The sequence below is a fragment of the Pseudomonas sp. RP-B7 genome (assembly GCF_059803535.1).
The window spans coordinates 88,599-115,123 of record NZ_JAPFHC010000011.1 but is presented as its reverse complement, the minus strand read 5'-3'; the positions used below and the strand labels follow the sequence as shown (position 1 = coordinate 115,123).

The window sequence follows — 26,525 nt, the reverse complement described above, 5'->3', positions numbered from 1 at the left end:
GGAGCGGGCGCCGCCTTTCAGACGTGACGAACTTCAACAATCTCGTACTCGATCACGCCACCCGGCGTCTTGACGGCCACCACATCCCCCTCTTCCTTGGCAATCAAGGCGCGGGCCAGCGGTGAACCGACGGAGATCTTGCCGAGCTTGAAGTCAGCTTCGTCCTCGCCAACGATGTGGTAGACCACACTTTCGTCAGTCTCGACATTGGCGATTTCCACGGTCGTGCCGAAAATCACCTTGCCGGTCTTCGGAATGGTCGTCACGTCGATCACCACCGAGTTCTGCAGGCGGCCTTCGATGTCACGGATCCGCGCCTCAACCATACCCTGCTGCTCGCGAGCAGCGTGGTATTCAGCGTTTTCCTTCAAGTCACCCAGCTCGCGGGCCGTACCGATGTCCTGGCTCAGCTTTGGACGGACGACCTTGGTCAGATGGGCGTGTTCCTCTTCCAGGGCCTTGAAGCCCTGGACGGTCATTGGGTATTTGGTCATGCCTTCAATCCTGCGTGTAGATCCTGCAAGCGACGCACGGTCTTTTCCGGACCGAACTTGAGCGCTTCGCAGATAGCTTCGCCAGCAGCAATGGTGGTGGTGCAGTAGATCTTGTGCTGCAAGGCGTTACGACGAATGGAGTAGGAATCCGCGATCGACTGGCGACCTTCAGTGGTGTTGATGATCAAGGTGACTTCGTCGTTCTTGATCATGTCGACCACGTGCGGACGGCCTTCCGTCACCTTGTTCACGCGACGCACTTTCAGACCGGCAGCCTCGATCAGCTTGGCGGTCCCGGCAGTGGCCACGACTTCGAAGCCCAAGTTGATCAGATCACGGGCAACGCCTGCAACCAGTGGCTTGTCGTCATCACGCACGCTGATGAACGCAGTACCGCCGGTCGGCAGCACTTCGCTGGCGCCCATCTGGGCCTTGGCGAATGCTTCACCGAAGGTATCGCCCACGCCCATCACTTCACCAGTGGACTTCATTTCAGGGCCCAGGATCGGGTCCACACCAGGGAATTTGGCGAATGGGAACACCGCCTCTTTCACGCTGTAGAAGTTCGGGATGATTTCCTTGGTGAAGCCGATTTCCTTCAGGGTCTTACCAGCCATCACACGGGCAGCGATCATGGCCAGGGAAACACCGATGCATTTGGAAACAAACGGCACGGTACGCGAAGCGCGCGGGTTGACTTCAATAACGTAGATGTCTTCGCCTTGCAGCGCCAACTGTACGTTCATCAGGCCGACCACACCCAGCTCCAGGGCCATTTTCTTGACCTGTTCGCGCATCTCGTCCTGGATGTGCACCGGCAGCGAGTACGGCGGCAGCGAGCACGCGGAGTCACCGGAGTGAACGCCAGCCTGTTCGATGTGCTGCATGATCGCGCCGATCACCACGTCGGTGCCGTCGCAGACAGCGTCCACGTCCATTTCGATGGCGCAGTTGAGGAAGTGGTCCAGCAGCACCGGGCTGTCATTGGACACTTTCACGGCGTCACGCAGGTAACGCTTGAGCTCTTCTTCTTCGTAGACGATTTCCATCGCCCGACCGCCCAGCACGTAGGACGGACGCACCACCAGCGGGTAGCCGATCTTGCTGGCTGCACGGATGGCCTCGTCTTCGCTGCGCACAGTGGCGTTTGGCGGCTGACGCAGGTTCAGGCGCTCAACCATTTGCTGGAAGCGCTCACGGTCTTCGGCACGGTCGATGGCGTCAGGGCTGGTACCGATGATCGGCACGCCAGCCGCTTCAAGGGCGCGAGCCAGTTTCAGCGGGGTTTGGCCGCCGTACTGGACGATCACGCCTTTGGGCTTCTCGACGCGTACGATTTCCAGCACGTCTTCCAGGGTCACTGGTTCGAAGTACAGGCGATCAGAAGTGTCGTAGTCGGTGGACACAGTTTCCGGGTTGCAGTTGACCATGATGGTCTCGTACCCGTCTGCGCGCAGGGCCAGAGCGGCGTGTACGCAGCAGTAGTCGAACTCGATGCCTTGGCCGATACGGTTTGGACCGCCGCCCAGGATCATGATCTTGTCGCGACCCGACGGCGCCGCTTCGCACTCTTCCTCGTAGGTGGAGTACAGGTACGCGGTATCGGTGGAGAACTCGGCAGCGCAGGTGTCAACGCGCTTGTAGACCGGGAAGATCTCCAGCTTGTGGCGATGGGTCCGCAGGTTTTTCTCGGTAACTCCCAGCAGCTTGGCCAGACGCTGGTCGGAGAAACCTTTGCGCTTGAGGCGGAACATCATGTCGCGGTCGATGCTGGCCAGACCCAGGGTCTTGACCTTCTCTTCTTCCTTGATCAGATCTTCGATCTGCACCAGGAACCACGGGTCGATCATGTTCATGCCGAAGATGTCTTCGACGGACAGGCCGGCACGGAAGGCATCAGCCACGTACCAGATACGCTCGGCGCCCGGCACGGTCAGCTCGCGCTTGAGCACGCTCATGCTTTCCGGGTTGCTCAGGTCGAGCTTCTCGTCCAGGCCACAAACGCCCACTTCCAGGCCGCGCAGGGCTTTCTGCAAGGATTCCTGGAACGTACGGCCGATGGCCATGACTTCACCCACGGATTTCATCTGGGTGGTCAGGCGCGCGTCAGCCTTGGCGAACTTCTCGAAGGCGAAACGTGGCAGCTTGGTCACGACGTAGTCGATGGACGGCTCGAAGGACGCCGGAGTCTTGCCGCCGGTGATGTCGTTCGACAGCTCATCCAGGGTGTAACCCACCGCCAGCTTGGCCGCGACCTTGGCAATCGGGAAGCCGGTGGCTTTCGAGGCCAGAGCCGAAGAGCGGGATACACGCGGGTTCATTTCGATCACGACCATGCGGCCGGTGTTCGGGCAGATGCCGAACTGAACGTTGGAACCGCCGGTTTCCACGCCGATCTCGCGCAGTACCGCCAGGGAGGCGTTACGCAGGATCTGGTATTCCTTGTCGGTCAGGGTCTGCGCTGGAGCCACGGTGATCGAGTCACCGGTGTGCACGCCCATCGGGTCAAAGTTTTCGATGGAGCAGACGATGATGCAGTTGTCCTTCTTATCGCGGACAACCTCCATCTCATATTCTTTCCAACCGATCAGGGATTCGTCGATCAGCAGCTCTTTGGTCGGCGACAGGTCCAGGCCGCGGGCGCAGATTTCTTCGAATTCTTCACGGTTGTAAGCGATACCGCCACCCGTGCCGCCCATGGTGAAGGACGGACGGATGATGCACGGGAAGCCCAGGGTCTCGAGGACCGCGTTGGCCTCTTCCATGCTGTGGGCGATACCGGAACGCGGGCACGCCAGGCCGATGGATTTCATCGCCTTGTCGAAACGCGAACGGTCTTCAGCCTTGTCGATGGTGTCGGCGTTGGCACCGATCATCTCTACGCCGAACTTTTCCAGGACGCCTTCGCGCTCCAGGTCCAGGGCGCAGTTCAGGGCAGTCTGGCCACCCATGGTTGGCAACAGTGCGTCCGGACGCTCTTTCTCGATGATCTTGGCAACGGTTTGCCACTTGATCGGCTCGATGTAGGTGGCGTCGGCCATGTCCGGGTCGGTCATGATGGTGGCCGGGTTGGAGTTCACCAGGATGACGCGGTAGCCCTCTTCGCGCAGGGCTTTGCAGGCCTGGGCGCCGGAGTAGTCGAATTCGCAGGCCTGGCCGATAACGATCGGGCCAGCGCCAAGAATCAGGATGCTTTTTATGTCTGTACGTTTTGGCATGGGTTTGTCACTCAAATCCGCAGGTCAGTCGGCAAGCCGTCTTGAACAATCTTTGAAGAGCCTGCGGGGGCCACCGAGGTACGGGGCCGCCCGCAGGCCGCTCAGTCAGCGTCGCTTGGCCATCTCATTGATGAAACGGTCGAACAGCGGCGCTACGTCGTTCGGGCCCGGGCTCGCTTCCGGGTGGCCCTGGAAGCTGAACGCGCTCTTGTCGGTGCGCTCGATGCCTTGCAGGGAGCCGTCGAACAGCGACTTGTGAATGGCGCGGACATTGCCCGGCAAAGTCGCTTCATCCACCGCAAAACCGTGGTTCTGGCTGGTGATCATGACGACGCCAGTGTCCAAGTCCTGCACAGGGTGGTTGGCGCCGTGGTGGCCGTGCCCCATTTTCAGGGTCTTGGCGCCGGAGGCCAGGGCCAGCAGTTGGTGACCGAGGCAGATGCCGAACACCGGGATCTCGGTTTCCAGCACGTCCTTGATCGCCTGGATGGCGTAGTCGCACGGCTCAGGGTCGCCCGGGCCGTTGGACAGGAACACGCCGTCCGGTTGCAGGGCCAGGACATCGCTGGCCGGGGTTTGCGCCGGCACCACGGTCACGCGGCAGCCGCGCTCGACCAGCATGCGCAGGATGTTGTACTTGACGCCGTAGTCGTAGGCCACAACGTGGTAAGGCAGCTCGGCGGCCTCGATGGTCGCGTGACTGTCGGTCTTCAATTCCCAGACAGTGGAGCGCCACTCATACGATTCCTTGGTGCTGACCACTTTTGCCAGGTCCATGCCTTTCAGGCCAGGGAAACCCTGCGCAGCAGCAATTGCAGCAGCTTCGGAAATATTGTCACCGACCATGATGCAGCCGTTCTGCGAGCCTTTTTCACGCAGGATGCGTGTCAGGCGGCGCGTATCGATACCGGCGATCGCCACAACATTGTTGGCTTTCAGGTAATCGGACAGCGACATCGTGTTACGCCAGTTGCTCGCAACCAGTGGCAGGTCACGAATCACCAGACCAGCCGACCAGACACGATCAGACTCGACGTCTTCCGGTGTAGTACCGGTGTTGCCGATGTGTGGATAGGTCAGGGTAACGATCTGTTGGGCGTAGGAAGGATCGGTAAGGATTTCCTGATAGCCGGTCATGGCGGTGTTAAACACCACCTCTCCAACGGTCTGACCGTCGGCTCCAATGGCTTCGCCGCGAAAAATGCTGCCATCAGCAAGGGCGAGTATGGCTGGCTTAGTCAAGAAGACCTCCCGTAAATAAAGCCTGAAAGGGCGATCGCAGGTTGTAAAAAAGCGGAGTGACGTATGGACACGTCACCCCGCTTCTTCACTGAATTATTCTGCGCGCTTTTAGTGGACACACTAAAGCTGTAGCTTACAGAAAAAGGCTTTTTGGGTCCACCGCTAATGAGCCTAAAAGGCAGGGGAATGCGACAGGACGTCGCTTAGCGGGTAAAAACGGGGCCTCAGGATAATCCTGACACCCCGTTTTAGCTACTGATTAGTGCAGATCCAGCACATCACGCATGTCATACAGACCCGGCTCACGGCCGTCCAACCAGAGCGCAGCACGCACCGCACCCTTGGCAAAGGTCATGCGGCTGGATGCCTTGTGCGTAATCTCCAGACGCTCGCCTTCGGTGGCGAACAGCACCGTGTGATCACCGACCACATCGCCACCGCGCACGGTCGCAAAGCCGATGGTGTCACGCGCACGCGCCCCGGTATGGCCTTCACGACCGTACACCGCAACCTTCGACAGATCACGACCCAACGCATCGGCAATTGCCTCACCCATGCGCAGCGCAGTGCCCGAGGGCGCATCGATCTTATGACGGTGATGGGTTTCGATAATCTCGATGTCCGCCTCATCTCCCAGCACCCGCGCCGCCAGATCCAGCAACTTGAGCGACAGATTCACGCCGACACTGAAATTGGCCGCGAACACGACAGGAATCTCCTTGCCCGCCTCCACCAGCACCTGCTTCTGCTCAGCGCTCAAGCCCGTAGTACCGATGACCATGGCCTTGCCCGCCTTGCGGCAGAACGCCAGGTTCTTCAGCATCACGTCCGGCAGGGTGAAGTCGATCAGGACGTCAAATTCATCCGCCACCTGCTCCAGGCTGCCCGACAGCGAAACGCCGATCCGACCCAACGAGGCCAACTCACCGGCGTCCGCACCGATCAACGTGCTGCCGGGGCGAACGATCGCCGCCGTCAGCCCGGAAACCGGCGAGCGCTGCTGCACCGCCTCGATCAGCGTCTTGCCCATGCGCCCGGCAGCGCCCATTACGGCTATACGTCGCATATTCATTCCTTACAGGTCGCCGAAGAAGCGCTTCACGCCATCGAAAAAGCCTGTGGTTTTCGGCGAATGGGAGTCATCACCTTCCAGCGAACTGCGGAACTCTTCAAGCAACTCGCGCTGACGACGATTCAGATTGACAGGCGTTTCAACCGCCACACGGCACATCAGGTCGCCAGCACCGCCACCGCGCACCGGCGCAACGCCTTTGCCACGGATACGGAACTGCTTGCCGGTCTGAGTCCCCTCAGGGATCTTCAGCTTGACCCGACCATCCAGCGTCGGAATCTCCAGCTCGCCACCCAGCGCCGCATCCACAAAGCTGATCGGCACTTCGCAGAACAGGTGCTTGCCGTCACGCTGGAAGATCGAGTGCTCGCGCACATTGATCACCACGTACAGGTCGCCCGTTGGCCCGCCCTGAGTGCCCGCTTCGCCCTCACCCGACAGGCGGATGCGATCACCAGTATCCACGCCCGCCGGCACTTTCACCGACAGCGTCTTGTACTCTTCGACACGCCCTTCGCCGTGGCATGAATCGCACGGGTCGGAAATGATCTTGCCCTGGCCATGGCAACGCGGGCAGGTCTGCTGCACCGAGAAGAAGCCCTGCTGCATGCGGACCTGACCAATACCACCGCACGTCGGGCAAGTGATCGGCGAGGAGCCTTTCTTGGCACCCGAGCCGTCGCACGGCTTGCAGTTAACCAGTGTCGGCACACGAATGTTGACGCTGGTGCCGCGCACGGCCTCTTCCAGGTTCAGCTCGAGGGTGTAGCGCAAGTCGCTGCCACGCTGGGCCCCGCCACGCTGACCGCCACGACCACCGCCGAAGAAATCACTGAACACATCGCCGAAAATATCGGAGAAATTCTGACCACCAAACCCGGCACCACCGCCACCCATGCTCGGGTCGACGCCGGCATGGCCATACTGGTCGTAGGCCGCACGCTTATTGGGATCAGACAAGCACTCGTAGGCCTCGTTGGCCTCTTTGAACATCTCTTCGGATTCTTTGCTATCCGGATTACGGTCCGGGTGGTGCTTCATCGCCAGGCGACGGTAGGCCTTCTTCAGGTCCGCATCGCTGGAGCCGCGCTCCACACCCAACACTTCGTAATAGTCACGCTTTGCCATAAGTCTTTGCACTCTTGTAGGACGTTCAGCCAGACCCTCCTGAGCCTTGCCAAACTCGTTGAGCCCCAATACAGGCCCGGACCCAACTCACGTCAATTCAACGATCCTGGTCATAACTACTTTTAGCCAGGGACCTGGCCAAAAATGCGGTATTTACTGCTCGGAAAGCAGGAGCATTCCCGATCACACCGCCAGCATCCGAGCGATGTCGCATGCTGTAAAAATTCCCATACCCCAGACACGCCAACGCGGGAGCAAGCTCCCGCGCGGCGACATCCTACCAGTCACCGCTTGATAGCGGTCAACCGGACGAGCAACTTACTTCTGCTCTTTGACTTCTTCGAACTCAGCATCAACCACGTCGTCGTGCTTGGCTTCAGGCTCTGCCTGTTGCGCGCCGCCCTCAGGCTGAGCCTGTTGTTCGGCGTACATCTTCTGAGCAACCGGCGCGGAGACTTTCGACAGCTCCTCAACCTTGGCATCGATGGCAGCCTTGTCGTCGCCCTTGATGGCGGCTTCCAGGGCAACCACGGCAGCTTCGATCGCGGTCTTCTCTTCGGCAGTCACTTTGTCGCCAGCATCAACGACCATTTTGCGCGTCGAGTGAACCAATGCATCACCCTGGTTACGGGCAGCGGCCAGCTCTGCAAACTTGGCGTCCGCGTCAGCGTTGGCTTCAGCATCACGAATCATCTGTTGAATTTCTTCATCAGACAGACCGGAGTTGGCCTTGATCGTGATCTTCTGCTCTTTGCCGGTAGCCTTGTCTTTCGCACCAACGTGCAGGATGCCGTTGGCGTCGATGTCGAAGGTCACTTCGATTTGTGGCACGCCACGTGGTGCTGGTGGAATCTCGGCCAGGTCGAACTTGCCCAGGGACTTGTTCTGCGCAGCCTGCTTACGCTCACCTTGCAGCACGTGAATGGTCACAGCGCCCTGGTTGTCATCGGCAGTCGAGAACACTTGCGATTTCTTGGTAGGAATCGTGGTGTTTTTCTCGATCAGCGCAGTCATCACGCCACCCATGGTTTCAATACCCAGGGTCAGCGGGCTGACGTCCAGCAGCAACACGTCTTTCACGTCGCCGGCCAATACCGCGCCCTGGATAGCAGCACCCATGGCAACCGCTTCGTCCGGGTTAACGTCTTTACGTGCTTCTTTACCGAAGAACTCGGTTACTTTTTGCTGTACCAGCGGCATGCGAGTCTGGCCGCCGACCAGGATCACGTCGTTGATGGAACCAACGTCGATACCGGCATCTTTCAATGCAATGCGGCAAGGCTCGATGGTGCGCTGAACCAGGTCTTCGACCAGCGATTCCAACTTGGCGCGAGAAATCTTCACGTTCAAGTGTTTAGGACCGGTGGCGTCTGCAGTGATGTACGGCAGGTTCACGTCGGTCGCATTGCTGGACGACAGTTCGATCTTGGCTTTTTCAGCAGCTTCTTTCAGACGCTGCATCGCCAGCGGATCACCCTTGAGGTTCATGCCGCTTTCTTTCTTGAATTCGTCGACGAGGTAGTCGATCAGGCGAATGTCAAAGTCCTCACCACCCAGGAAGGTGTCGCCGTTGGTGGCCAACACTTCGAACTGGTGCTCGCCGTCAACTTCAGCGATCTCGATCACGGAGACGTCGAAAGTACCACCACCCAGGTCATAAACGATCACGGTGTGGTCGCCTTTGGCCTTGTCCATACCGTAAGCCAGAGCGGCCGCAGTAGGTTCGTTGATGATACGTTTTACGTCCAGGCCCGCGATACGGCCGGCGTCTTTGGTTGCCTGACGCTGGCTGTCGTTGAAGTAGGCCGGAACGGTGATGACCGCTTCAGTCACTGGCTCGCCGAGGTAGTCTTCGGCGGTTTTCTTCATCTTTTTCAAGACTTCAGCCGAGATCTGCGGTGCAGACATCTTGTTGCCGTTTACTTCAACCCAGGCGTCACCGTTGTCAGCCTTGGCGATTTTGTACGGAACCATCTTGATGTCTTTCTGCACGACTTCTTCGTCGAACTTACGACCGATCAGACGCTTTACCGCGTACAGAGTGTTGTGCGGGTTGGTGACAGCCTGGCGCTTGGCCGACTGACCTACAAGAATTTCACCGTCATTGGCGTAAGCAATGATCGACGGCGTGGTACGCGCGCCTTCGGCGTTTTCGATAACTTTAGCTTTACCGTTTTCCAGAACGGAGACACACGAGTTGGTGGTCCCCAGGTCGATACCGATAATTTTGCCCATGATTTACTCTCCCGAAACTTGAATTTGGTTGCCGCAGCAGTGGTGGCTAACTGCGGTAGCACTTAAACGCTTGACTTATAGATGGGGGCCTTGCGGCGGATTTCAAGCCTGCTCATCAATAGAAGGTGCAACAGGTGCCGGCGTCTTGCTTACCACCACCATTGCCGGGCGCAACAAGCGACCGTTGAGCAGATAACCCTTCTGGAACACTTTCAACACGCTGTTCGGTTCAAGGTCATGGCTTTCCTGCATGGCCATGGCCTGGTGATGCTCAGCGTTGAACGGCTCGCCGCCTTGCGGATCAATCGCCTCCAACTGATAACGCTTCAGGGTGTCCTGGAACATTTTCAGGGTCAGCTCGATCCCTTCGCGCATTGGGCGGATGTTTTCATCGTCCGGGTTGGACAAATCAAGGCCACGTTCCAGGCTGTCGATAATCGGCAGCAGGTCGCCAGCGAATTTTTCCAGCGCGAACTTGTGAGCCTTCTCCACATCCTGCTCGGCACGGCGGCGGACGTTCTGCAGATCGGCGGCAACACGCAGAGCCTGATCATTCGCCGCAGCCAATTGCTCTTCGAGCACTTGCACACGCGTTGCCAGCTCATCACCGACAGCCGAATTGGCGTCTGGAGTTTGCGTATCCTGCGTCTGTTCGTCAGCCATAGTTTTCTCCTTTCAAAATCATGCGCGAACTCAACTCGCGCTTCTGTTCCGGTATATGGGGCCACAATTTCCAGGTTCAAGGGCCAGAGCGTTACCAAAAGTCGTTCACGTGCTCCGGATCAGTTCCTGCACGATCATTCCTCATCGCGCTAAAAAAAACAGCCGATCAAGCAAATCGAGCTAAGCATCAGGATTGTCAGCCCAGAACAAAACACTGTATAAATAACCAGACCTAACGCCTGGGAGCGCCCTCATGCTCGTGCACCTGTCTGTACATAACTACGCCATCGTTGAACACCTGGATCTCGAACTGGATCGCGGGATGAGCGTAATCACGGGCGAAACCGGCGCCGGTAAATCGATCATGCTCGACGCCCTGGGCCTGACCCTCGGTGACCGCGCCGATAGCGGCGTGGTGCGCCCAGGCGCAGACAAGGCCGACATCCTCGCGACCTTCGACCTGGCAGACATTCCCGAGGCTGAAGCCTGGCTGGCCGAACGCGACCTTAATAATGACGGCCCATGCATCCTGCGCCGGGTCATCACCGCCGAAGGCCGCTCACGTGGCTATATCAATGGCACGCCCTGCCCCCTTGGCGACCTGAAAGCCCTGGGCGAGTTACTGATCGACATCCACAGCCAACACGAACACCAGTCCCTGCTGAAAACCGACACCCATCGTCGCCTGCTTGACGAGTACGCCGGCGCCACCGACCTTGCGCGACAAGTGCAACTGGCCGCCCAACGCTGGCGCCAGACCCGCCAGGAACTGGAACGCCTTTCCAATTCCGGCGACGAACAGCGTGCTCGCCACCAGCTACTCAGCTACCAACTCGAAGAACTCGAAAGCCTGGGCCTGGGCGAGACCGAACTGGAACAGCTTGAGCAGGAACACAAAAACCTGACCAACGCCGAAACCCTGCTGGGTATTTGCCGCCAGGTGGTCGAGCAGTGCAGCGAAAGCGACTCCGGCAATGTGCTCAACGCACTGACTGCCAGCCTCAATCGCCTGTCCAGCGTTAACAACGCCTCTGGCTCCCTTTGCGAAGCCACCACCCTGCTGACCAGCGCCCAGATTCAAGTGGAAGAAGCCGTCGGCGAGCTGAATCGCTTCCTCGACCATTTCGACGCCGACCCGGCACGACTGCAGGAAATCGAAGAGCGCCTGGACACTATTTATACCCTGGCGCGCAAACATCGAATCCAGCCCACCGAAGTGGCAGCGATGCAGCAGAAGCTGCTGGATGAAATCGAAACCCTGAATGCCAATGACGAATCCATCGAGCGACTCGGCGATGAGCTCGCCTCTTTCGCCCGCCACTATCAAGAGAAGGCCCGCGAACTAAGCGACCTGCGCCAACAGGCCGCCACCAGCCTCGCCGGCGCAGTGGAACTGGAAATCCAGCGCCTGGGCATGCCAGGCGGACGCTTCACCATCGAGCTACGCGCCAACTCCAACGCCGAACTGCAACCTCACGGCCTTGAACAGGTAGAACTACTGGTCAGCGCCAACCCTGGGCAGCCGCTCAAGGCACTGGCAAAAGTGGCGTCCGGCGGCGAGCTGTCCCGGATCAGCCTGGCCATCCAGGTCATCACCGCACAGACATCTCGCGTGCCAACGCTGGTATTCGATGAAGTGGACGTAGGGATTGGTGGGCCGACCGCGGAAATTGTGGGCCAACTGCTACGCCGACTGGGAGATCGCGGTCAGGTACTTACCGTCACTCACCTGCCGCAAGTGGCGGCCCAGGGGCATCAACACCTGTTCGTGCACAAAGTCCGCGGTAGCGATGCGACGCACACGGCCGTGTCCAAGCTGAACAAATCGGAACGCGTGGAAGAAGTAGCACGGATGCTCGGCGGCATCGACTTGACCAAGGAGTCCTTGGCGCACGCGAAAAAAATGGTAGTGGCGTCGAAGGCCTGACCTGACGCTTTTACCTTTATATAGAACGCACGAAGGCGACCCCAGGGTCGCCTTCGTGCGTTTCACAGAACAAATCTGCGCTATTTTTACTTTTTCTTACGGATGTACAACACGAGATTATGGTCAATCAAATCGAAGCCATGCTCTTCAGCTATTTTGTGCTGGAGCGCTTCGATTTCCGGACTGGTGAACTCGACAACCTCGTTGGTATCCAGGTTAACCATGTGATCGTGATGACCACCGTCAGCCAGTTCAAATACCGCATGACCGCCGTCGAAATTATGACGAACCACCAGCCCTGCGGCTTCAAACTGGGTCAGCACACGGTAAACCGTGGCCAGGCCAACGTCCTCGTTAGACTCCATCAGCGCCTTGTAGACATCTTCAGCACTCATGTGACGCTGCTCAGCAGAATCGAGCATTTGTAGAATCTTGACTCGTGGCAGAGTCACTTTAAGACCGGCTTTACGTAGTTCGCTATTTTCAACCATGGTTAGCTTTCTCGCGGATGCTGCTTCGCAGCTTCTCTTAATACGGGTATGATCGGCGTTTACGTTGTCCCAGCCAAGATAGTGGAAGTCGCCCACCGATGCAAAACACCAAGCTCTTGCTAACCAGTTTCACCTTTGTGGGACTGCTCGCACTCGCCGGTTGTTCATTCCCCGGGGTTTACAAAATCGACATCCAGCAGGGCAATGTCGTCACGCAGGACATGATAGACCAGTTACGCCCGGGAATGACCCGACGGCAAGTACGGTTTATCATGGGTAATCCCCTGCTGACCGACACTTTCCATGCTGATCGCTGGGATTATCTCTACAGCATCCAACCTGGTGGCGGTGAGCGCCAGCAGGAACGCGTCAGCGTCATTTTTAATGGCAACGACCAGCTTGTGAGCCTGTCCGGTGACTTCATGCCTGGCGTAAGCCGCGATGAAGCCTTGCTCGGCAAGGACAACGGCACCAACGTGACTGCGCCAGCGCAGGAAGCCGAGAAGCCGAAGTCCGAAGTCCCTGCCAAACCAGGCTCTCTGCTCGACAAGATCCAGAAAGACGTCGACGGCGTGGAAACTGTTCCAGTCCCAACGCCACAGCCTCTGGACACCAGCCCGCAGTAAGTGTGCGGCGCTCAAAAAAGCCCGGCATGCCGGGCTTTTTGTTGCCTGCCGCTTGGCAAGCTCAGGAGTTCTGTTGCCGGGCCAAGGCCGCCTTGGCTGCACGCAGCCTACGCACCTCCTTAGGGTCCGCCAGCAAGGGCCGGTAGATCTCAATCCGATCACCCGCCTGTACGGCGCGCACCTCTGCATCCGCAACGACCTTGCCGAATATTCCCAAGGGACAATCAGCCAGATTCAGCTCGGGAAATTGCGCCGCAATCCCCGAAACCTGCACCGCCGCCCGCAGGCTGGTGCCGGGCGCCACTGCCACTGCCAGCAAGACCTGGCGATCCACGCCGGCATACACCACTTCAATCTCAACCATGCAGTTGCTTGGCTCGCTGACAAAACGCGTCCACCAACGTATTGGCCGCCTGGTTGAACAAAGGCCCCAGTGTCGCGCGAACAAGCGGCCCCGCGTAATCAAAAGAAAGATCCAGGCTGATCTTGCAAGCCTTGTCAGTCAGCGCCTTGAATACCCATACGCCATGTAACTGGGTGAACGGCCCTTCCTGCAGATTCATCTCGATGGATTTCCCGGGCACCAACACGTTACGTGTAACAAAGTGCTGGCCAATGCCCCCTTTCGCCACACCAACGCTGGCAACCATATGCTCATCACTGCTTTCCAGCACCTCGGCCGCCGAGCACCAGGGCAGGAATTCCGGGTAACGCGCCACGTCGTTGACCAGGTCATAGAGCGCTTGCGCCGGATAAGGCAACAAGGCCGAACGTTGAATATGCGTCGTCATGTGAGCGTTATTTCCACTGCTGAGGCAAACATCGCGAAACAACAGCCCGATCCGCGAGAGAAAAAAACCAAAGAACTGCCCGTATTGTCCGGGATTCATCCAACACGCTCAAGCACGCAGGTTGACCGTAGCCGACTCGCTCGCAACTCCCTATAATGCCGCCCCTATGGCTAAACAAAAGAAACACCCCACAGGGACCATCGCGCAAAATAAAAAGGCGCGACACGATTACTTCATCGAACATCGGTTCGAGGCTGGTCTGGTCCTGGCCGGCTGGGAAGTAAAAAGTCTGCGTGCCAACAAGCTGCAACTGGTCGACAGCTACGTGCTGCTCAAGGATGGCGAGGCGTGGCTGCTGGGCAGTCATATCACCCCGCTGACCACCGCGAGCACCCACGTGATTGCCGACCCGGTGCGCACGCGCAAACTGTTGCTCAATGCGCGCGAACTGGAAAAACTCGCCGCCGCCGTACAGCAGAAAGGCTATGCCTGCGTCTGCCTGTCCTGGTATTGGAGCAAGCACCTGGTCAAATGCGAGATAGCACTCGGCAAGGGCAAGAAGGAATACGACAAGCGCGATACCGAGCGTGAACGCGACTCCAATCGCGAGCTGCACCGCGCCGTGCGCAACAAGGGCAAGGAAGAGTAATCCTTGCAGCGATGTAGCCTTGGGTGCATCACCCTTGGCTACATGCCTTTACGCCGCTCAGCCCGCGCAACCCGCTGAACCTCCTGACGCACCTCTTCCAACACTTCCTGCACGTACTGCAGATGACGCGTGGAAACCTCACGCGCCGCCTCGGCCCGCCCCTCGATAATCGCCAGATACAAATCCCGGTGCTGACTGATCAGCATGTCGCGGGTTTCCGTACGCTGCTGATACATCCCACCGATATTGGTCACCACGTTGCGCTTGAGCAAATCGAACAGCCCGCGGATGGTGTGCAGCAACACGGCGTTATGACTGGCCTCGGCGATCGCCAGGTGAAAGCTCGCATCCGCCGCCCCCTCCTCCGCCCGACTGACCTCATCGACCCGCGAGTAGCAATCCTGCAACGCATTAAACGCCACTGTCAGCCGCTCACGGTCAACCTCGGTGGCACGCAACGATGCGTAATACGCACATGACGCCTCAAGCGTCTGGCGAAACTCCAACAGATCCCGTTGCGCCTCGGGGTTGTTCTCCAACAGGTGCAACAGCGGATCACTGAACGTAGACCCCAACGATTCAGCGACATAGTTACCCCCGCCCTGGCGACTGACCAGCAACCCCTTGGCCGCGAGCTTCTGGATCGCCTCGCGCAACGACGGTCGCGACACGCCAAACCGCTCCGCCAATGCGCGCTCGGCTGGCAAGCGCTCGCCCGACTTCAGCGTGCCCTCAAGGATCATGCCCTCAAGCTGCTCGACAATATCGTCGGACAAACGGCGCTGACGCACCTGATCAAACCCCATAACTCACTCTCCACCATCCCGACCACTCGCCGGGCCCTCTATTCTCGCCTATCGCAGCGCTTGCAGCACCTATCAGAGCGCCTCGGATTTATCCGATCAGATCCCCTCGCCCAACTTCCTACGACGAAAGTTTCGCAGGCGGCAAATTGACACATCCCCCGAAGGCTTTTAACCTAGCCAACAGCGATTGTAAATTGGTATTACCAATTATCCAAATCGACTAAACAGTGCCTGACCAACAACAATTAGGGGCCACCCCATATGCAAACTTGGCAACAGCTCTACAGCCCGCTCGGCAGCCTCGGCCTGTCCGCACTGGCCGCCGTCATTCCCATCGTATTCTTCTTCCTGGCCCTGGCCGTGTTTCGCCTCAAAGGCCACGTAGCCGGCAGCATCACGCTGGCCCTCTCGATCCTGGTGGCGATCTTTGCCTTCCAAATGCCGGTGGACATGGCGTTCGCCGCGGCCGGTTACGGTTTTGCCTATGGCCTGTGGCCGATCGCGTGGATCATCGTCGCCGCGGTATTCCTCTACAAACTGACCGTCAAGAGCGGCCAGTTCGAGGTCATCCGCAGTTCGGTCCTGTCGATCACCGACGACCAGCGCTTGCAAGTGCTGCTGATCGGCTTCTGCTTCGGCGCCTTCCTCGAAGGGGCTGCCGGTTTCGGCGCGCCCGTGGCGATCACCGCCGCACTATTGGTGGGCCTGGGTTTCAACCCGCTGTACGCGGCCGGTCTGTGCCTGATTGCCAACACCGCACCCGTGGCGTTCGGCGCCCTGGGGATCCCGATCATCGTGGCAGGCCAGGTAACCGGCATCGACGCGTTCAAAATCGGCGCCATGACTGGTCGCCAACTGCCGCTACTGTCGCTGTTCGTACCGTTCTGGCTGGTGTTCATGATGGACGGCCTGCGCGGCGTTCGCGAAACCTGGCCCGCGGCACTGGTCGCAGGCTTGAGCTTTGCGATCACGCAGTACTTCACATCCAACTTCATTGGCCCGGAACTGCCGGACATCACCTCGGCCCTGGCCAGTCTGATTTCCCTGACCCTGTTCCTGAAGGTCTGGCAACCCAAGCGCACCGCGGGCGCGCAGATTGCTGGCGCCACCGCCGGCGCCACTGTCACCGCCAGTGCCGGCGGTTTCGGCCAACCACGCACCACGGTTGCATCGCCCTACAGCCTGGGGGAAATTTTCAAGGCATGGTCGCCGTTCCTGATCCTCACCGTATTGGTGACCATCTGGACCCTCAAACCGTTCAAGGCCATGTTCGCTGCGGGCGGCTCGATGTACAGCTGGGTCTTCAACTTCGCGATTCCGCACCTGGACCAGATGGTAGTGAAGGTCGCCCCCATCGTGACCAATCCGACCGCGATCCCGGCAGTGTTCAAGCTGGACCCGATCTCGGCGACCGGCACGGCGATTTTCTTCTCCGCACTGATCTCGATGCTGGTACTGAAGATCAATATCAAAACTGGTCTTACCACTTTGAAAGAGACCTTCTACGAACTGCGCTGGCCGATCCTGTCCATCGGCATGGTGCTGGCCTTCGCCTTCGTCACCAACTACTCCGGCATGTCTTCGACCATGGCGTTGGTATTGGCCGGCACGGGCGCGGCATTCCCGTTCTTCTCGCCATTTCTCGGCTGGCTGGGCGTGTTCCTGACAGGCTCGGACACCTCGTCCAACGCTCTGTTCAGCTCGTTGCAAGCCACCACCGCACACCAGATCGGCGTCAATGACACCCTGCTGGTCGCGGCAAACACCAGCGGCGGCGTCACCGGCAAGATGATCTCGCCGCAATCGATCGCCGTGGCCTGCGCCGCCACCGGCCTGGTCGGCAAAGAGTCAGACCTGTTCCGCTTCACGCTCAAGCACAGCCTGTTCTTTGCCACCATCGTCGGCCTGATCACCCTGGCCCAGGCCTACTGGTTCACCGGTATGCTGGTGCACTAAGACCTGCACGCAATAGAGTAAGAACCGACGCCGGACCACGGTTCCGGCGTCAGCTATTTCTGGAGGACCGATGAGCCTGCCTGCTGCTTTTCTGCGCGATGTCGCACAGCTGATCCCACAGGATCGACGCTTCGACGACCCACTTTCCACCCTCGCCTTCGGCACTGACGCCAGCTTTTACCGACTGATCCCACAGCTGGTTATCCGCGTGGAGTCAGAAGACGAAGTCGTCGCACTGCTTCAACTGGCCCAACGCGACCACGTACCCGTCACTTTCCGCGCAGCCGGCACCAGCCTGTCCGGGCAAGCCATCAGCGACTCCGTGCTGATCGTATTGGGCGACAACTGGAACGGCCGCGAGATTCGCGGGCAAGGCACGCAAATCCGCCTGCAACCTGGCGTCATCGGCGCCCAGGCCAACGCGTGGCTGGCACCATTCGGGCGCAAGATCGGGCCGGACCCGGCGTCGATCAACGCCTGCAAAATTGGTGGCATCGTTGCCAACAACGCCAGCGGCATGTGCTGCGGCACGGCGCAAAACACCTATCACACCCTCGCAGGCATCCGCCTGGTACTCGCTGACGGCAGCCGCCTGGATACCGAAGACGCAAGCAGCATCGCGGCCTTTCGTGAACAACACGGCCCACTGCTTGAGCGCCTGGCGACACTGGGGCGCGAGACGCGGGCAAACGCTGAATTGGCGGCTAAGATCCGCCACAAATACCGTCTGAAAAACACCACCGGCCTGTCACTCAACGCCCTGGTGGATTTCGACGAGCCGCTGGACATCCTCAGCCACCTGCTGGTGGGCTCCGAGGGCACCCTGGGCTTTATCAGCGCAGTAACCTACGACACAGTGGTCGACCATCCGAACAAAGCCTCGGCGCTGATTGTGTTCCCGGATGTGGAAACCTGCTGCAACGCGGTAACGGTACTGAAAACCCAACCGGTTTCAGCCGTTGAACTGCTGGACCGGCGCAGCATGCGCTCGGTACAGAACAAACCGGGCATGCCTGCTTTCGTACAACACCTATCGGAAAATGCCTGCGCGCTGCTGATCGAATCCCGCGCCGCTTCGCCGTCACTGCTGCACGAGCAATTGGCATTGATCATGGCGTCCCTGTCCGCATTTGCGGTGGAAAAACAGGTCGACTTTACCGAAGACCCCGTGGAGAACGCCCGTCTGTGGGCGATCCGCAAAGACACCTTCCCAGCAGTGGGTGCCGTGCGCAAAACCGGCACTACAGTGATCATCGAGGACGTAACCTTCCCGGTCGAACAGCTGGCCATCGGTGTGAACCGCTTGATCGAACTGTTCGACAAACATCACTACGATGAAGCCATCCTTTTCGGACACGCTCTGGAAGGCAATCTGCACTTTGTATTCACCCAAGGCTTCAACAGTGCGCAAGAAGTCGCACGCTATCAAGCGTTCATGGATGACGTCGCCCAGTTAGTGGCCGTGGAATTCGGCGGCTCGCTGAAAGCCGAGCACGGCACGGGTCGCAACATGGCACCGTTTGTCGAACTGGAATGGGGCAGCGATGCCTATCAGTTGATGTGGCAACTCAAGCGCCTGCTCGACCCCAACGGCATCCTCAACCCGGACGTGGTACTCAGCGAAGACCCGCAGATCCACCTCAAACACCTCAAACCGCTGCCCGCCGCCGACGAGCTTGTGGATAAGTGCATCGAGTGCGGCTTCTGCGAGCCGGTGTGCCCGTCCAAAGGGCTGACGCTGAGCCCGCGCCAGCGCATCGTGATCTGGCGCGACATCCAGGCGAAGAAGCGCGCTGGCGTCGACACCACCGAACTGGAAGCGGCCTACCACTACCAAGGCATCGAAACCTGCGCTGCCACCGGCCTGTGCGCCCAGCGCTGCCCTGTAGGAATCAACACCGGCGACCTGGTGAAAAAGCTGCGTAGTCGCGACGCCGACCGCACGAAAACCGCCGAATGGCTCGCCACCCATTTCGCCACCGCACTGCAAGGCGCGCGCTTTACCCTGCACGTGGCCAATGGCGCACGCATGCTGTTGGGCGCCCCGCGCCTGGCGAAACTGTCGGCCACGGTGACCAAGCTGTCCAAGGGGCAAATCCCACAATGGACCAACGCCATGCCGCAGCCGGAAAAGGCTATCCGCTTCAGTCCGCCGGTGACCGACGAGCGGCCACGCGTGGTCTATCTCGCGGCCTGCGTCTCACGCACCATGGGCCCGGCAGCTGGGGATAAAGAGCAGATGTCGCTGTACGACAAAACCCGCGGCCTGCTGGAAAAAGCCGGTTACCAGGTCGTCTTCCCCGACAACCAGGACAGCCTGTGCTGCGGCCAGCCCTTCGCCTCCAAAGGCTACGCCGAACAAGCCGAACACAAACGTCAGGAACTCATTGGCGCCCTGCTCCACGCCAGCCGTGGCGGGCTCGACCCGATCTATTGCGACACCAGCCCATGCACCCTGCGCCTGGTGCAAGACCTCGGCGAAACACGCCTGGACCTTTACGATCCGGTGCGTTTTATCCGCACCCACTTGATGGACCGCCTCGACTTCACGCCGCAAGACGCACCGATCGCCGTGCATGTCACCTGCAGCACCCAACACCTGGGCGAAAGCCAAGCGCTGATCGACCTGGCCCGACGCTGCTCCAACACGGTGGTCATCCCGGAAGGCATCCATTGCTGCGGCTTTGCCGGCGACAAGGGCTTTACCACGCCGCAACTCAACGCCCACTCACTGCGCTCCCTCAAAGACGCGGTGCAACATTGCAGTGAAGGCATCTCCACCAGCCGCACCTGCGAGATCGGCCTGAGCCAGCATGGCGGTATCGATTACCACGGCCTCGTGTACCTCGTGGATCGTGTCACACAGGCACGCGCCCATTGATCCGACAAAAAAAACAGAACCCCCGCGCACCCGCGTAGTCATCTAGATAGGCCTCGGCGAACGAGGCTCATCAGTGATGTCGCTGGCAGCCGTTGAACGCCAGCAGCGTCGAGCCCTATTTGCGAGGAGATACCCTATGAAGCGTTCCGCTCTTGCTGGCTTGTTCATCACCGCTGCGATGCTGGCCTCCCCTGTTTTCGCCGCCGGTGACAAAGACCTCTGCGAGATCAACCTCAACAAAATCAACAACGGCAAAGCGCTGCTCGCCACCGACTCCAGCGGTAAAAGCGGCGAAATCGACACCGCCGTCGCCCAGGCCAAAGCCGCCCACGCTGCCGGCGATGAGAAAAAGTGCATCGAGATCACCAGCAAGGCGCTGCAAGACCTGCAAGACCTCGACAAAGGCGGTAAATAATCCCACAGCCGTGAGGCCAACCTTCGGGTTGGCCTTCCCGCGCTGTTTGGCGTACACTGCACAGGCTTGTCACTCACTATGAAACAACGAGTTACAAGCACGGGGCCGTTTAGGATTCGACGCCGGTCGCGAAACTTTAGGTGCATGCCGAGTTGGTAACAGAACTCGTAAATCCACTGTTGCAACTTCTTATAGTTGCCAATGACGAAAACTACGGCCAGGAATTCGCTCTCGCTGCGTAAGCAGCCTTAGCCCTGAGCTTCTGGTACCTTCGGGTCCAGCAATCACCAGGGGATGTCTGTAAACCCAAAGTGATTGTCATATAGAACAGAATCGCCGTGCAGTACGTTGTGGACGAAGCGGCTAAAACTTACACAACTCGCCCAAAGCACCCTGCCCTTCGGGTCGCTGAGGGTTAACTTAATAGAAACGGCTACGCATGTAGTACCGACAGCGGAGTACTGGCGGACGGGGGTTCAAATCCCCCCGGCTCCACCACTTCAACATCTAAAGACGTCCACGGACGTCTTTTTTTGTGCCTGTAATTCAGTGAAATCAAAGACTTGTAGCGCTTTTGAGAGCCACAACGGTTTTTTGAGTTCCAGCCCTCTCGGTATTCCCAGTGGTATTCCCGGCTACCTGGGACTAATCTTGGGAATACCAAAAGGTCTCATGGAGCTCATCCCATGTGTGCCCAAACAGCCCGACTCTCGGACCGTCAGCTCAAGGCGGTCAAACCCAAAGACAAGGACTATGTTCTGACCGACGGTGACGGCCTACAGCTTCGCGTCCGGGTCAACCGCTCGATGCAGTGGAATTTTAACTACAGGCACCCGGTTACTAAGAACCGAATCAACATGGCGCTTGGCTCGTATCCCGAGATTTCTCTAGCGCAAGCTCGGAGGAAAGCCGTTGAAGCCAGAGAAATACTAGCGCAGGGCATCGATCCCAAAGCTCAGCGCAACGAGCTCACGCAGGCCAAGCTAGCCGAGACGTAACATACGTTCGAGAAAGTGGCAACCGCCTGGTTTGGGCTGAAGAAGGACTCGGTCACGCCAGCCTATGCCGAGGACATCTGGCGCTCACTCACGCTGCACGTTTTCCCTAGCATGAAATCGACACCAATCTCGGAAGTCGGCGCCCCGATGGTGATCAAGCTCCTTCGTCCTATTGAGGCGAAAGGCAGCCTGGAAACTGTGAAGCGGCTTAGCCAACGGCTCAACGAGATTATGACCTACGGGGTCAATTCGGGAATGATCTTCGCGAACCCCCTCAGCGGTATTCGGGCAGTGTTCAAGAAGCCGAAGAAAGAGAACATGGCCGCGCTTCCACCTGAGGAGCTTCCCGAGCTCATGCTGGAAATAGCGAACGCCAGCATCAAGCGCACAACCCGCTGCCTGATCGAATGGCAGTTGCACACCATGACTCGCCCTGCCGAGGCGGCAACCACTCGCTGGTCAGACATCGACTTCGAAAGGCGTGTCTGGACCATCCCACCGGAGCGGATGAAGAAGCGCCGCCCGCACAGCATCCCGTTGAGCGATCAAGCCATGTCATTGCTGGAGATACTGAAGCCTCACAGTGGTCATCGGGAATACGTCTTCCCGGCGGACCGAAACCCTCGTACTCATGCCAATAGCCAGACCGCCAACATGGCATTGAAACGCATGGGCTTCCAAGACCGCCTGGTCAGCCACGGCATGCGCTCGATGGCCAGCACCATATTGAATGAACATGGGTGGGACCCGGAGCTCATCGAAGTGGCGTTGGCGCACGCCGACAAGGATGAGGTGCGCAGTGCCTACAACCGAGCCGACTACATCGAGCGACGACGGCCGATGATGGCCTGGTGGAGCGAGTACATTCTGAAGGCGTCGACGACCAATCTCTCGGCCAGCGCGATGAATGTGGCCAGGGATCGGAACGTAGTACCCATCCGATAGGGCGGAGACACTGGCGACAGACCGCGTGCAATCTACATCCTTGCCGTCTGAGCGGATGGCGACAGTCGCCAACTCGCCTCGATTTTGGCTTCTCCGGCTAAGCCCCTGAGCATGGGAGGCTTCGCATCCCCACGCTCACGGGCTAACACTAGAAAAGCGACAAACGGCCACTTTGCCACTGACACCCACCGACTTCCAAAGCACGCCAGAGGAGGAATCTGGCGCATTTCCATGTGCCCTTCACCAATTGACCCGTGCCGCGGTGACCGATAGAACGAAGATTCAAAGCGCGCCTTAGGCAGCACCCCAGATAACCAGAGCCTTCAAGGTCATGCCGCTAACCCGGTGGTTCATCCCAAAGTGCGATTCGCGCCCAGAGGCTCGCACGGTCATTCGCCAGAATGACGGACGCCCTCTAAACAATCCGCCTAGTGCGGCCGCCCGCTAACCCTTTAGCCCTGCAGCAACGAACCTGCTCGGCCGACGTTTTGCGCCAACCGTTCGCCCGTCTCTTTTTCCAGAAAAGAGACGGGCGCTCCTACCACTACTGCAGCCCTCATCGCACAGCGCTTTACGGCAATTCCCCTCGTGACAATCGGCGTGACAAACGCCGATGTCACCAGCAACAGCGCTGTAGATGATGGTGCCGCAGACCAGGGAATGGACTGCACCTGACTGACAGTCAGGCATGCCCCGGTCATCGCAGTGCTGCTTGCAGCTGGCTCAGGATCTCGCGGCACTGGTCTCGTCAGCCAATGCAGCCTCCACCCGCCCACCAGTAACGGTGTTCAGGAGGCCAGATCATGAGATGCCCTTGCTCCTGGTCGCAAGGAGCCGCCAGTCCCGCGTCAGTGGACACCCTCACAGGTCGCAGGGGCCTTGATCCCTGATAACACTCAACATTCTTGGCGGGATGACGTGAGGGATAGATCGGTAATTTATGGAGGAAGGCTATGCAACTGCGCGAAGTCCAAGGGCCACCACACCCCTTGTTGGAACAGCAGATTACGCCCCTACCCTACCCGGTCGCGGCGCTGGGCGATCTTTTGCGGCCGGCCGTAGCGCGCATGGCCGATGTGATCGGCGTGCCCTGTGCCATGGCCGCGCAATCTGTTCTAGCCACGGCAGCTTTGGCGAGCCAGGCGCACGTCAATGTTCACCTCGACGGACGAATCTATCCGTTGTCGCTGTACTTGCTGACGGTGGCTTGCTCGGGTGATCGCAAAAGCGCGGTGGACCATATTGCACTGCAGGCCGCACGCGACTGGGAAAGACAGCAGTGGATCGCCTATAGCGAACAGCTCAAGGCGCACCGAGCTGCAATGAGCCTCACCGCGAAGTCAACGACCTCGAAAAAGTCAGCACAGCTAGCGCTGGACGCCCGACCTGAACCTGTCCAACCAAGACTGCTCACTGCTGAGCCGACCATTGAGGGCATGGTCAAAAGCCTGTGCCACGGTTTGCCCAGCATGGGGCTGTTCAGCGATGAGGGCGGGCAGTTTTTGGGCGGCAGCACCATGAGCAAGGACAACATGATCAAGGCGATCACTCACTTGTCGACGCTGTGGGACGGTAGTCCGGTTGATCGGTCGCGCTCGATGACTGGAGAAAGTCTGCGTGCCTATGATCGCCGCCTCAGCATGCACTTGATGCTTCAACCCCGCCTGGCAGACCGCTTGCTGCAGGACGCTGATCTCAAAGACCAGGGCATCCTGGGACGCTGTCTGATCAGTTGGCCAGAGCGTCTAGTTGGACAACGACTGTACAAAGCCGTCGACCTGACCCGAGATCCAAAGGTTCACCTATACCAGCAGTGCATTGCCGCGCTCATGAAGAAGCCTTGGTCACGGCATACAGATGGTGGCCTCACACCTGCGGTCATAGAGTTGAGCCCACGCGCCCGTGATGCATGGATTGCCATTCACGACACCATTGAATGCGAGTCAGGGGAGTTCGGCGAGCTGATCAACGTCCAAGCTGCAGCGAGCAAAGCGGCCGCGAACGTACTACGTATGGCTGGTGTGATGGCGGTGGTTGAGGAATCGACTGTATTGGAAGACATGCACATTCAGCGCGCGTCCACGCTGATGGATTACTACCTGGCCGAGAGCCAACGCCTGACTGAACAGGAACCACTGAATAAGCTTCGCGCAGAGGCTGATTGCCTGCTGCGCTGGTTGATAAAGAAGAACTGGCCACCGTTTCGCCTCCGCGATCTCACGCGCAACGGCCCTCGCTTTGCCCGTAAAAGCACGCGGCACACTTTCGAGTTATTGCTGCAGCTGGTTGCCCACAACTGGCTGGACAATGACGGGGACATATTCGAGGTGCGCCATGTTCCGCCTCAATGACGCCGTGCGCCGCTATCGGGCGCAACATTGCTCGCCGACCGAGTTACTGCGTGTCGCTGCCACTGCCACCACTTTGTCGCCACGTGCCAATCCAGATGCGGCGGGGGTTGTCGCCAGTGTCGCCGCTGTCGCCGCTCCAACATCTGAGTCAATCGACCTCGCTCGGCTCATCGAGCAGTTGCAAGAAGACGGGGCCTTGCTGCAACACAGCGAAAACGCCCTTCTCATCCGCCCGGCACACTGGGTACAGTTGGACAGCGTCAGCGCCCACTGGAAAGCCCTGCTGCTGCACCTACAAACCAACGATCAAGGTGAAGACAATGGCGCTGGTCGGTCGGCGTGATGGTCGCAACTTTGGCTATGGTCGCCAATTGAGCTATGCCGGTCGGCAGGCACTAGGGGACATGTTCGCCGGCGGCCACTTCGCCACGGTCAAAGCGCATATCGATCGCTGGCAAGCACTCGTAGACTGGTGCCGGCCAGAGTGCGGCCCCGGTTACAACGACGCGCGCCAAATTGATCAACAGACGTTCCAGGACTACGTCGCATACCTGCGTCAGCAGTTCCAGCAAGGCGAATTATGCATCGCTACCGCGCAAAATCGCCTGAGCAGCGTCAACCGCACCCTTGCCGCGCTGCGCGGTGATCAGGAAGTGAGAGTCATCAGCCCGAGCCAGGCATTAGGGCAGCAGCGCTCCCACGTACGCTCCCAAGCTCCAGCTGGCCAAGACCATCAACAGGTACAGCGCGTGCTGCAGGTATTGCGTGAACAGCAGTACGAGCGAGTGGCCGCGATTGCCCTGTTGGCCAGAGCAACCGGCATGCGCCTGCGCGAAGCGATCCTAGCGGACCTGTCACGCTTGCACCATGAGGCCAAGCACTTGGGTCGTATAATATCCAAGACGGCACCAAAGGCGGCCGCTCTGGGGCATCAGCGCCGCGGTGGATTGCTGCCAACAATGAGGTAAACGAGGCAATCCTTTTCGCAAGAAATGCATCACCGAGGGGCAGCCGTAACCTGCTGGCCCCAGAAGAAAACTACGCCGCGTTCCTGCAAATGACGGTGCGCCCTGCCCGCAAAATTCTGCATAGGCACAAGCTAAAGGGGTTTCATGAATTGCGCGCCGCCTACGCTTGCAAACGCTACGAGCATTTCACAGGCTATGCAGCCCCAGTCAATGGCGGCCACTGCTATCGAATCGACCCCGACCTTGATCAACAGGCACGCCTACAAATCAGTCTTGAGCTCGGACATAACCGGCTCGATGTGGTTTCGGCCTACATCGGTGGCCGGTCATGAGCAAATCCTTTGATATGACGTTGTTCTTGATCGGCGTTCAGTGCGGCTCGAAGAGCACGCAGCAAAGGCACCTCCGACAAGCTCAAATCATGCACGCGGCGATCCAAGAGCGCTGGCAACGAAACACCCCTTGGACTTGGCAGCGAAAGCATATGCGCTGGTTTTTGACTCACTTTCTGAAGGACCACTCAAGCGCAAGCCAGTACTACTACAAACTCACCGCTTTACTAATCAGTAAGCGGCTAGGGACTGCGCGGTTGCTGACAGATCGATCAAATGGCAAGCGCTCCTGCCGTCGACGGCCGTAGAAGTCACGATCACCCTGTCCAGTCGGCGC

At 58.9% G+C, this 26,525-nt stretch carries 20 protein-coding genes, 1 other RNA gene and 2 pseudogenes; 12 read left to right on the top strand and 11 right to left on the bottom strand.

Annotated features, from left to right (window positions below; all coding sequences use genetic code 11):
• Positions 1-17: 17 nt before the first annotated feature.
• The 7 genes from greA to grpE form a co-directional block, all read right to left on the bottom strand.
• Positions 18-494 carry a transcription elongation factor GreA gene (gene greA / locus OPU96_RS12805; protein ID WP_003235048.1) on the bottom strand — a complete coding sequence of 159 codons (477 nt, stop codon included), beginning with the start codon at positions 492-494 and terminating at the stop codon, positions 18-20.
• Positions 491-3,712 (bottom strand): carbamoyl-phosphate synthase large subunit, encoded by a 3,222-nt coding sequence (carB, locus tag OPU96_RS12800; RefSeq protein ID WP_192298924.1) that lies wholly within the window; start codon positions 3,710-3,712, stop codon positions 491-493. Before carB ends, greA begins: the two co-directional genes overlap by 4 nt.
• Before the next feature lie 105 nt (positions 3,713-3,817).
• On the bottom strand, positions 3,818-4,954 hold the full coding sequence (carA, locus tag OPU96_RS12795) for a glutamine-hydrolyzing carbamoyl-phosphate synthase small subunit (RefSeq protein ID WP_192298925.1): 1,137 nt from the start codon (positions 4,952-4,954) through the stop codon (positions 3,818-3,820).
• 259 nt (positions 4,955-5,213) lie between these two features.
• A complete protein-coding gene (gene dapB, locus OPU96_RS12790) occupies positions 5,214-6,020 on the bottom strand; it encodes a 4-hydroxy-tetrahydrodipicolinate reductase (protein ID WP_192298926.1) in 807 nt (268 codons plus the stop codon).
• Positions 6,021-6,029: 9 nt separating this feature from the next.
• On the bottom strand, positions 6,030-7,154 hold the full coding sequence (gene dnaJ, locus OPU96_RS12785) for a molecular chaperone DnaJ (protein ID WP_192298927.1): 1,125 nt from the start codon (positions 7,152-7,154) through the stop codon (positions 6,030-6,032).
• 318 nt (positions 7,155-7,472) lie between these two features.
• On the bottom strand, positions 7,473-9,389 hold the full coding sequence (dnaK, locus tag OPU96_RS12780; RefSeq protein WP_226455732.1) for a molecular chaperone DnaK: 1,917 nt from the start codon (positions 9,387-9,389) through the stop codon (positions 7,473-7,475).
• Positions 9,390-9,491: 102 nt separating this feature from the next.
• Positions 9,492-10,052 (bottom strand): nucleotide exchange factor GrpE, encoded by a 561-nt coding sequence (gene grpE / locus OPU96_RS12775; protein WP_192298929.1) that lies wholly within the window; start codon positions 10,050-10,052, stop codon positions 9,492-9,494.
• A gap of 253 nt (positions 10,053-10,305) precedes the next feature.
• Here grpE and recN point away from each other — a divergent pair, with 253 nt between their 5' ends.
• Complete coding sequence (gene recN / locus OPU96_RS12770) at positions 10,306-11,979, top strand: DNA repair protein RecN (protein WP_192298930.1); 1,674 nt, start codon at positions 10,306-10,308, stop codon at positions 11,977-11,979.
• A gap of 86 nt (positions 11,980-12,065) precedes the next feature.
• Here the strand turns inward: recN and fur are convergent, their stop codons facing one another.
• Positions 12,066-12,470 (bottom strand): ferric iron uptake transcriptional regulator, encoded by a 405-nt coding sequence (gene fur / locus OPU96_RS12765; RefSeq protein ID WP_192299108.1) that lies wholly within the window; start codon positions 12,468-12,470, stop codon positions 12,066-12,068.
• A gap of 98 nt (positions 12,471-12,568) precedes the next feature.
• Here fur and OPU96_RS12760 point away from each other — a divergent pair, with 98 nt between their 5' ends.
• Positions 12,569-13,096: an outer membrane protein assembly factor BamE gene (locus OPU96_RS12760; RefSeq protein WP_192298931.1), complete on the top strand. Its 528-nt coding sequence runs from the start codon at positions 12,569-12,571 to the stop codon at positions 13,094-13,096.
• Between the two features lie 61 nt (positions 13,097-13,157).
• Here the strand turns inward: OPU96_RS12760 and OPU96_RS12755 are convergent, their stop codons facing one another.
• Both OPU96_RS12755 and OPU96_RS12750 read right to left on the bottom strand, forming a co-directional pair.
• Positions 13,158-13,460 (bottom strand): RnfH family protein, encoded by a 303-nt coding sequence (locus OPU96_RS12755; protein WP_498559163.1) that lies wholly within the window; start codon positions 13,458-13,460, stop codon positions 13,158-13,160.
• Positions 13,453-13,887 carry a type II toxin-antitoxin system RatA family toxin gene (locus OPU96_RS12750; protein WP_017735533.1) on the bottom strand — a complete coding sequence of 145 codons (435 nt, stop codon included), beginning with the start codon at positions 13,885-13,887 and terminating at the stop codon, positions 13,453-13,455. Before OPU96_RS12750 ends, OPU96_RS12755 begins: the two co-directional genes overlap by 8 nt.
• A gap of 166 nt (positions 13,888-14,053) precedes the next feature.
• On the opposite strand from OPU96_RS12750, the gene smpB reads away from it, so the two are divergent.
• Positions 14,054-14,536 carry an SsrA-binding protein SmpB gene (smpB, locus tag OPU96_RS12745; RefSeq protein ID WP_192298933.1) on the top strand — a complete coding sequence of 161 codons (483 nt, stop codon included), beginning with the start codon at positions 14,054-14,056 and terminating at the stop codon, positions 14,534-14,536.
• Positions 14,537-14,574: 38 nt separating this feature from the next.
• On the opposite strand, the gene OPU96_RS12740 is transcribed toward smpB, so the two are convergent.
• Positions 14,575-15,342 (bottom strand): GntR family transcriptional regulator, encoded by a 768-nt coding sequence (locus OPU96_RS12740; RefSeq protein ID WP_498559162.1) that lies wholly within the window; start codon positions 15,340-15,342, stop codon positions 14,575-14,577.
• Between the two features lie 261 nt (positions 15,343-15,603).
• Here OPU96_RS12740 and OPU96_RS12735 point away from each other — a divergent pair, with 261 nt between their 5' ends.
• From OPU96_RS12735 to OPU96_RS12695, 9 genes and pseudogenes are all read left to right on the top strand, one after another.
• Positions 15,604-17,298 carry a lactate permease LctP family transporter gene (locus OPU96_RS12735; protein ID WP_192298935.1) on the top strand — a complete coding sequence of 565 codons (1,695 nt, stop codon included), beginning with the start codon at positions 15,604-15,606 and terminating at the stop codon, positions 17,296-17,298.
• A gap of 70 nt (positions 17,299-17,368) precedes the next feature.
• Positions 17,369-20,179 carry an FAD-binding and (Fe-S)-binding domain-containing protein gene (locus tag OPU96_RS12730; protein WP_498559161.1) on the top strand — a complete coding sequence of 937 codons (2,811 nt, stop codon included), beginning with the start codon at positions 17,369-17,371 and terminating at the stop codon, positions 20,177-20,179.
• Positions 20,180-20,315: 136 nt separating this feature from the next.
• A complete protein-coding gene (locus OPU96_RS12725) occupies positions 20,316-20,594 on the top strand; it encodes a PA2433 domain-containing protein (RefSeq protein ID WP_226455738.1) in 279 nt (92 codons plus the stop codon).
• A 101-nt stretch (positions 20,595-20,695) separates the two neighbouring features.
• Positions 20,696-21,092: a transfer-messenger RNA gene (gene ssrA / locus OPU96_RS12720) on the top strand.
• Between the two features lie 188 nt (positions 21,093-21,280).
• A pseudogene (locus OPU96_RS12715) lies at positions 21,281-22,537 on the top strand (integrase domain-containing protein).
• A gap of 953 nt (positions 22,538-23,490) precedes the next feature.
• Complete coding sequence (locus OPU96_RS12710) at positions 23,491-24,888, top strand: YfjI family protein (protein WP_498559160.1); 1,398 nt, start codon at positions 23,491-23,493, stop codon at positions 24,886-24,888.
• Positions 24,872-25,231 (top strand): hypothetical protein, encoded by a 360-nt coding sequence (locus tag OPU96_RS12705; protein WP_498559159.1) that lies wholly within the window; start codon positions 24,872-24,874, stop codon positions 25,229-25,231. Before OPU96_RS12710 ends, OPU96_RS12705 begins: the two co-directional genes overlap by 17 nt.
• Positions 25,209-26,188, top strand: a pseudogene (locus OPU96_RS12700) (integrase domain-containing protein). Before OPU96_RS12705 ends, OPU96_RS12700 begins: the two are co-directional and overlap by 23 nt.
• On the top strand, positions 26,185-26,496 hold the full coding sequence (locus OPU96_RS12695; protein ID WP_498559158.1) for a hypothetical protein: 312 nt from the start codon (positions 26,185-26,187) through the stop codon (positions 26,494-26,496). The pseudogene OPU96_RS12700 and the gene OPU96_RS12695 overlap by 4 nt, the downstream one beginning before the upstream one ends.
• The last annotated feature ends 29 nt before the right edge of the window (positions 26,497-26,525 follow it).

Excerpts from the sequence above, each read along its gene's own strand:
- greA (WP_003235048.1), bottom strand. The coding sequence starts at position 494 with ATGACCAAATACCCAATGACCGTCCAGGGCTTCAAGGCCCTGGAAGAG.
- carB (WP_192298924.1), bottom strand. The coding sequence starts at position 3,712 with ATGCCAAAACGTACAGACATAAAAAGCATCCTGATTCTTGGCGCTGGC.
- dapB (WP_192298926.1), bottom strand. The coding sequence starts at position 6,020 with ATGCGACGTATAGCCGTAATGGGCGCTGCCGGGCGCATGGGCAAGACG.
- dnaJ (WP_192298927.1), bottom strand. The coding sequence starts at position 7,154 with ATGGCAAAGCGTGACTATTACGAAGTGTTGGGTGTGGAGCGCGGCTCC.
- dnaK (WP_226455732.1), bottom strand. The coding sequence starts at position 9,389 with ATGGGCAAAATTATCGGTATCGACCTGGGGACCACCAACTCGTGTGTC.
- grpE (WP_192298929.1), bottom strand. The coding sequence starts at position 10,052 with ATGGCTGACGAACAGACGCAGGATACGCAAACTCCAGACGCCAATTCG.
- recN (WP_192298930.1), top strand. The coding sequence starts at position 10,306 with ATGCTCGTGCACCTGTCTGTACATAACTACGCCATCGTTGAACACCTG.
- fur (WP_192299108.1), bottom strand. The coding sequence starts at position 12,470 with ATGGTTGAAAATAGCGAACTACGTAAAGCCGGTCTTAAAGTGACTCTG.
- OPU96_RS12760 (WP_192298931.1), top strand. The coding sequence starts at position 12,569 with ATGCAAAACACCAAGCTCTTGCTAACCAGTTTCACCTTTGTGGGACTG.
- OPU96_RS12755 (WP_498559163.1), bottom strand. The coding sequence starts at position 13,460 with ATGGTTGAGATTGAAGTGGTGTATGCCGGCGTGGATCGCCAGGTCTTG.
- OPU96_RS12750 (WP_017735533.1), bottom strand. The coding sequence starts at position 13,887 with ATGACGACGCATATTCAACGTTCGGCCTTGTTGCCTTATCCGGCGCAA.
- smpB (WP_192298933.1), top strand. The coding sequence starts at position 14,054 with ATGGCTAAACAAAAGAAACACCCCACAGGGACCATCGCGCAAAATAAA.
- OPU96_RS12740 (WP_498559162.1), bottom strand. The coding sequence starts at position 15,342 with ATGGGGTTTGATCAGGTGCGTCAGCGCCGTTTGTCCGACGATATTGTC.
- OPU96_RS12735 (WP_192298935.1), top strand. The coding sequence starts at position 15,604 with ATGCAAACTTGGCAACAGCTCTACAGCCCGCTCGGCAGCCTCGGCCTG.
- OPU96_RS12730 (WP_498559161.1), top strand. The coding sequence starts at position 17,369 with ATGAGCCTGCCTGCTGCTTTTCTGCGCGATGTCGCACAGCTGATCCCA.
- OPU96_RS12725 (WP_226455738.1), top strand. The coding sequence starts at position 20,316 with ATGAAGCGTTCCGCTCTTGCTGGCTTGTTCATCACCGCTGCGATGCTG.
- OPU96_RS12710 (WP_498559160.1), top strand. The coding sequence starts at position 23,491 with ATGCAACTGCGCGAAGTCCAAGGGCCACCACACCCCTTGTTGGAACAG.
- OPU96_RS12705 (WP_498559159.1), top strand. The coding sequence starts at position 24,872 with ATGTTCCGCCTCAATGACGCCGTGCGCCGCTATCGGGCGCAACATTGC.
- OPU96_RS12695 (WP_498559158.1), top strand. The coding sequence starts at position 26,185 with ATGAGCAAATCCTTTGATATGACGTTGTTCTTGATCGGCGTTCAGTGC.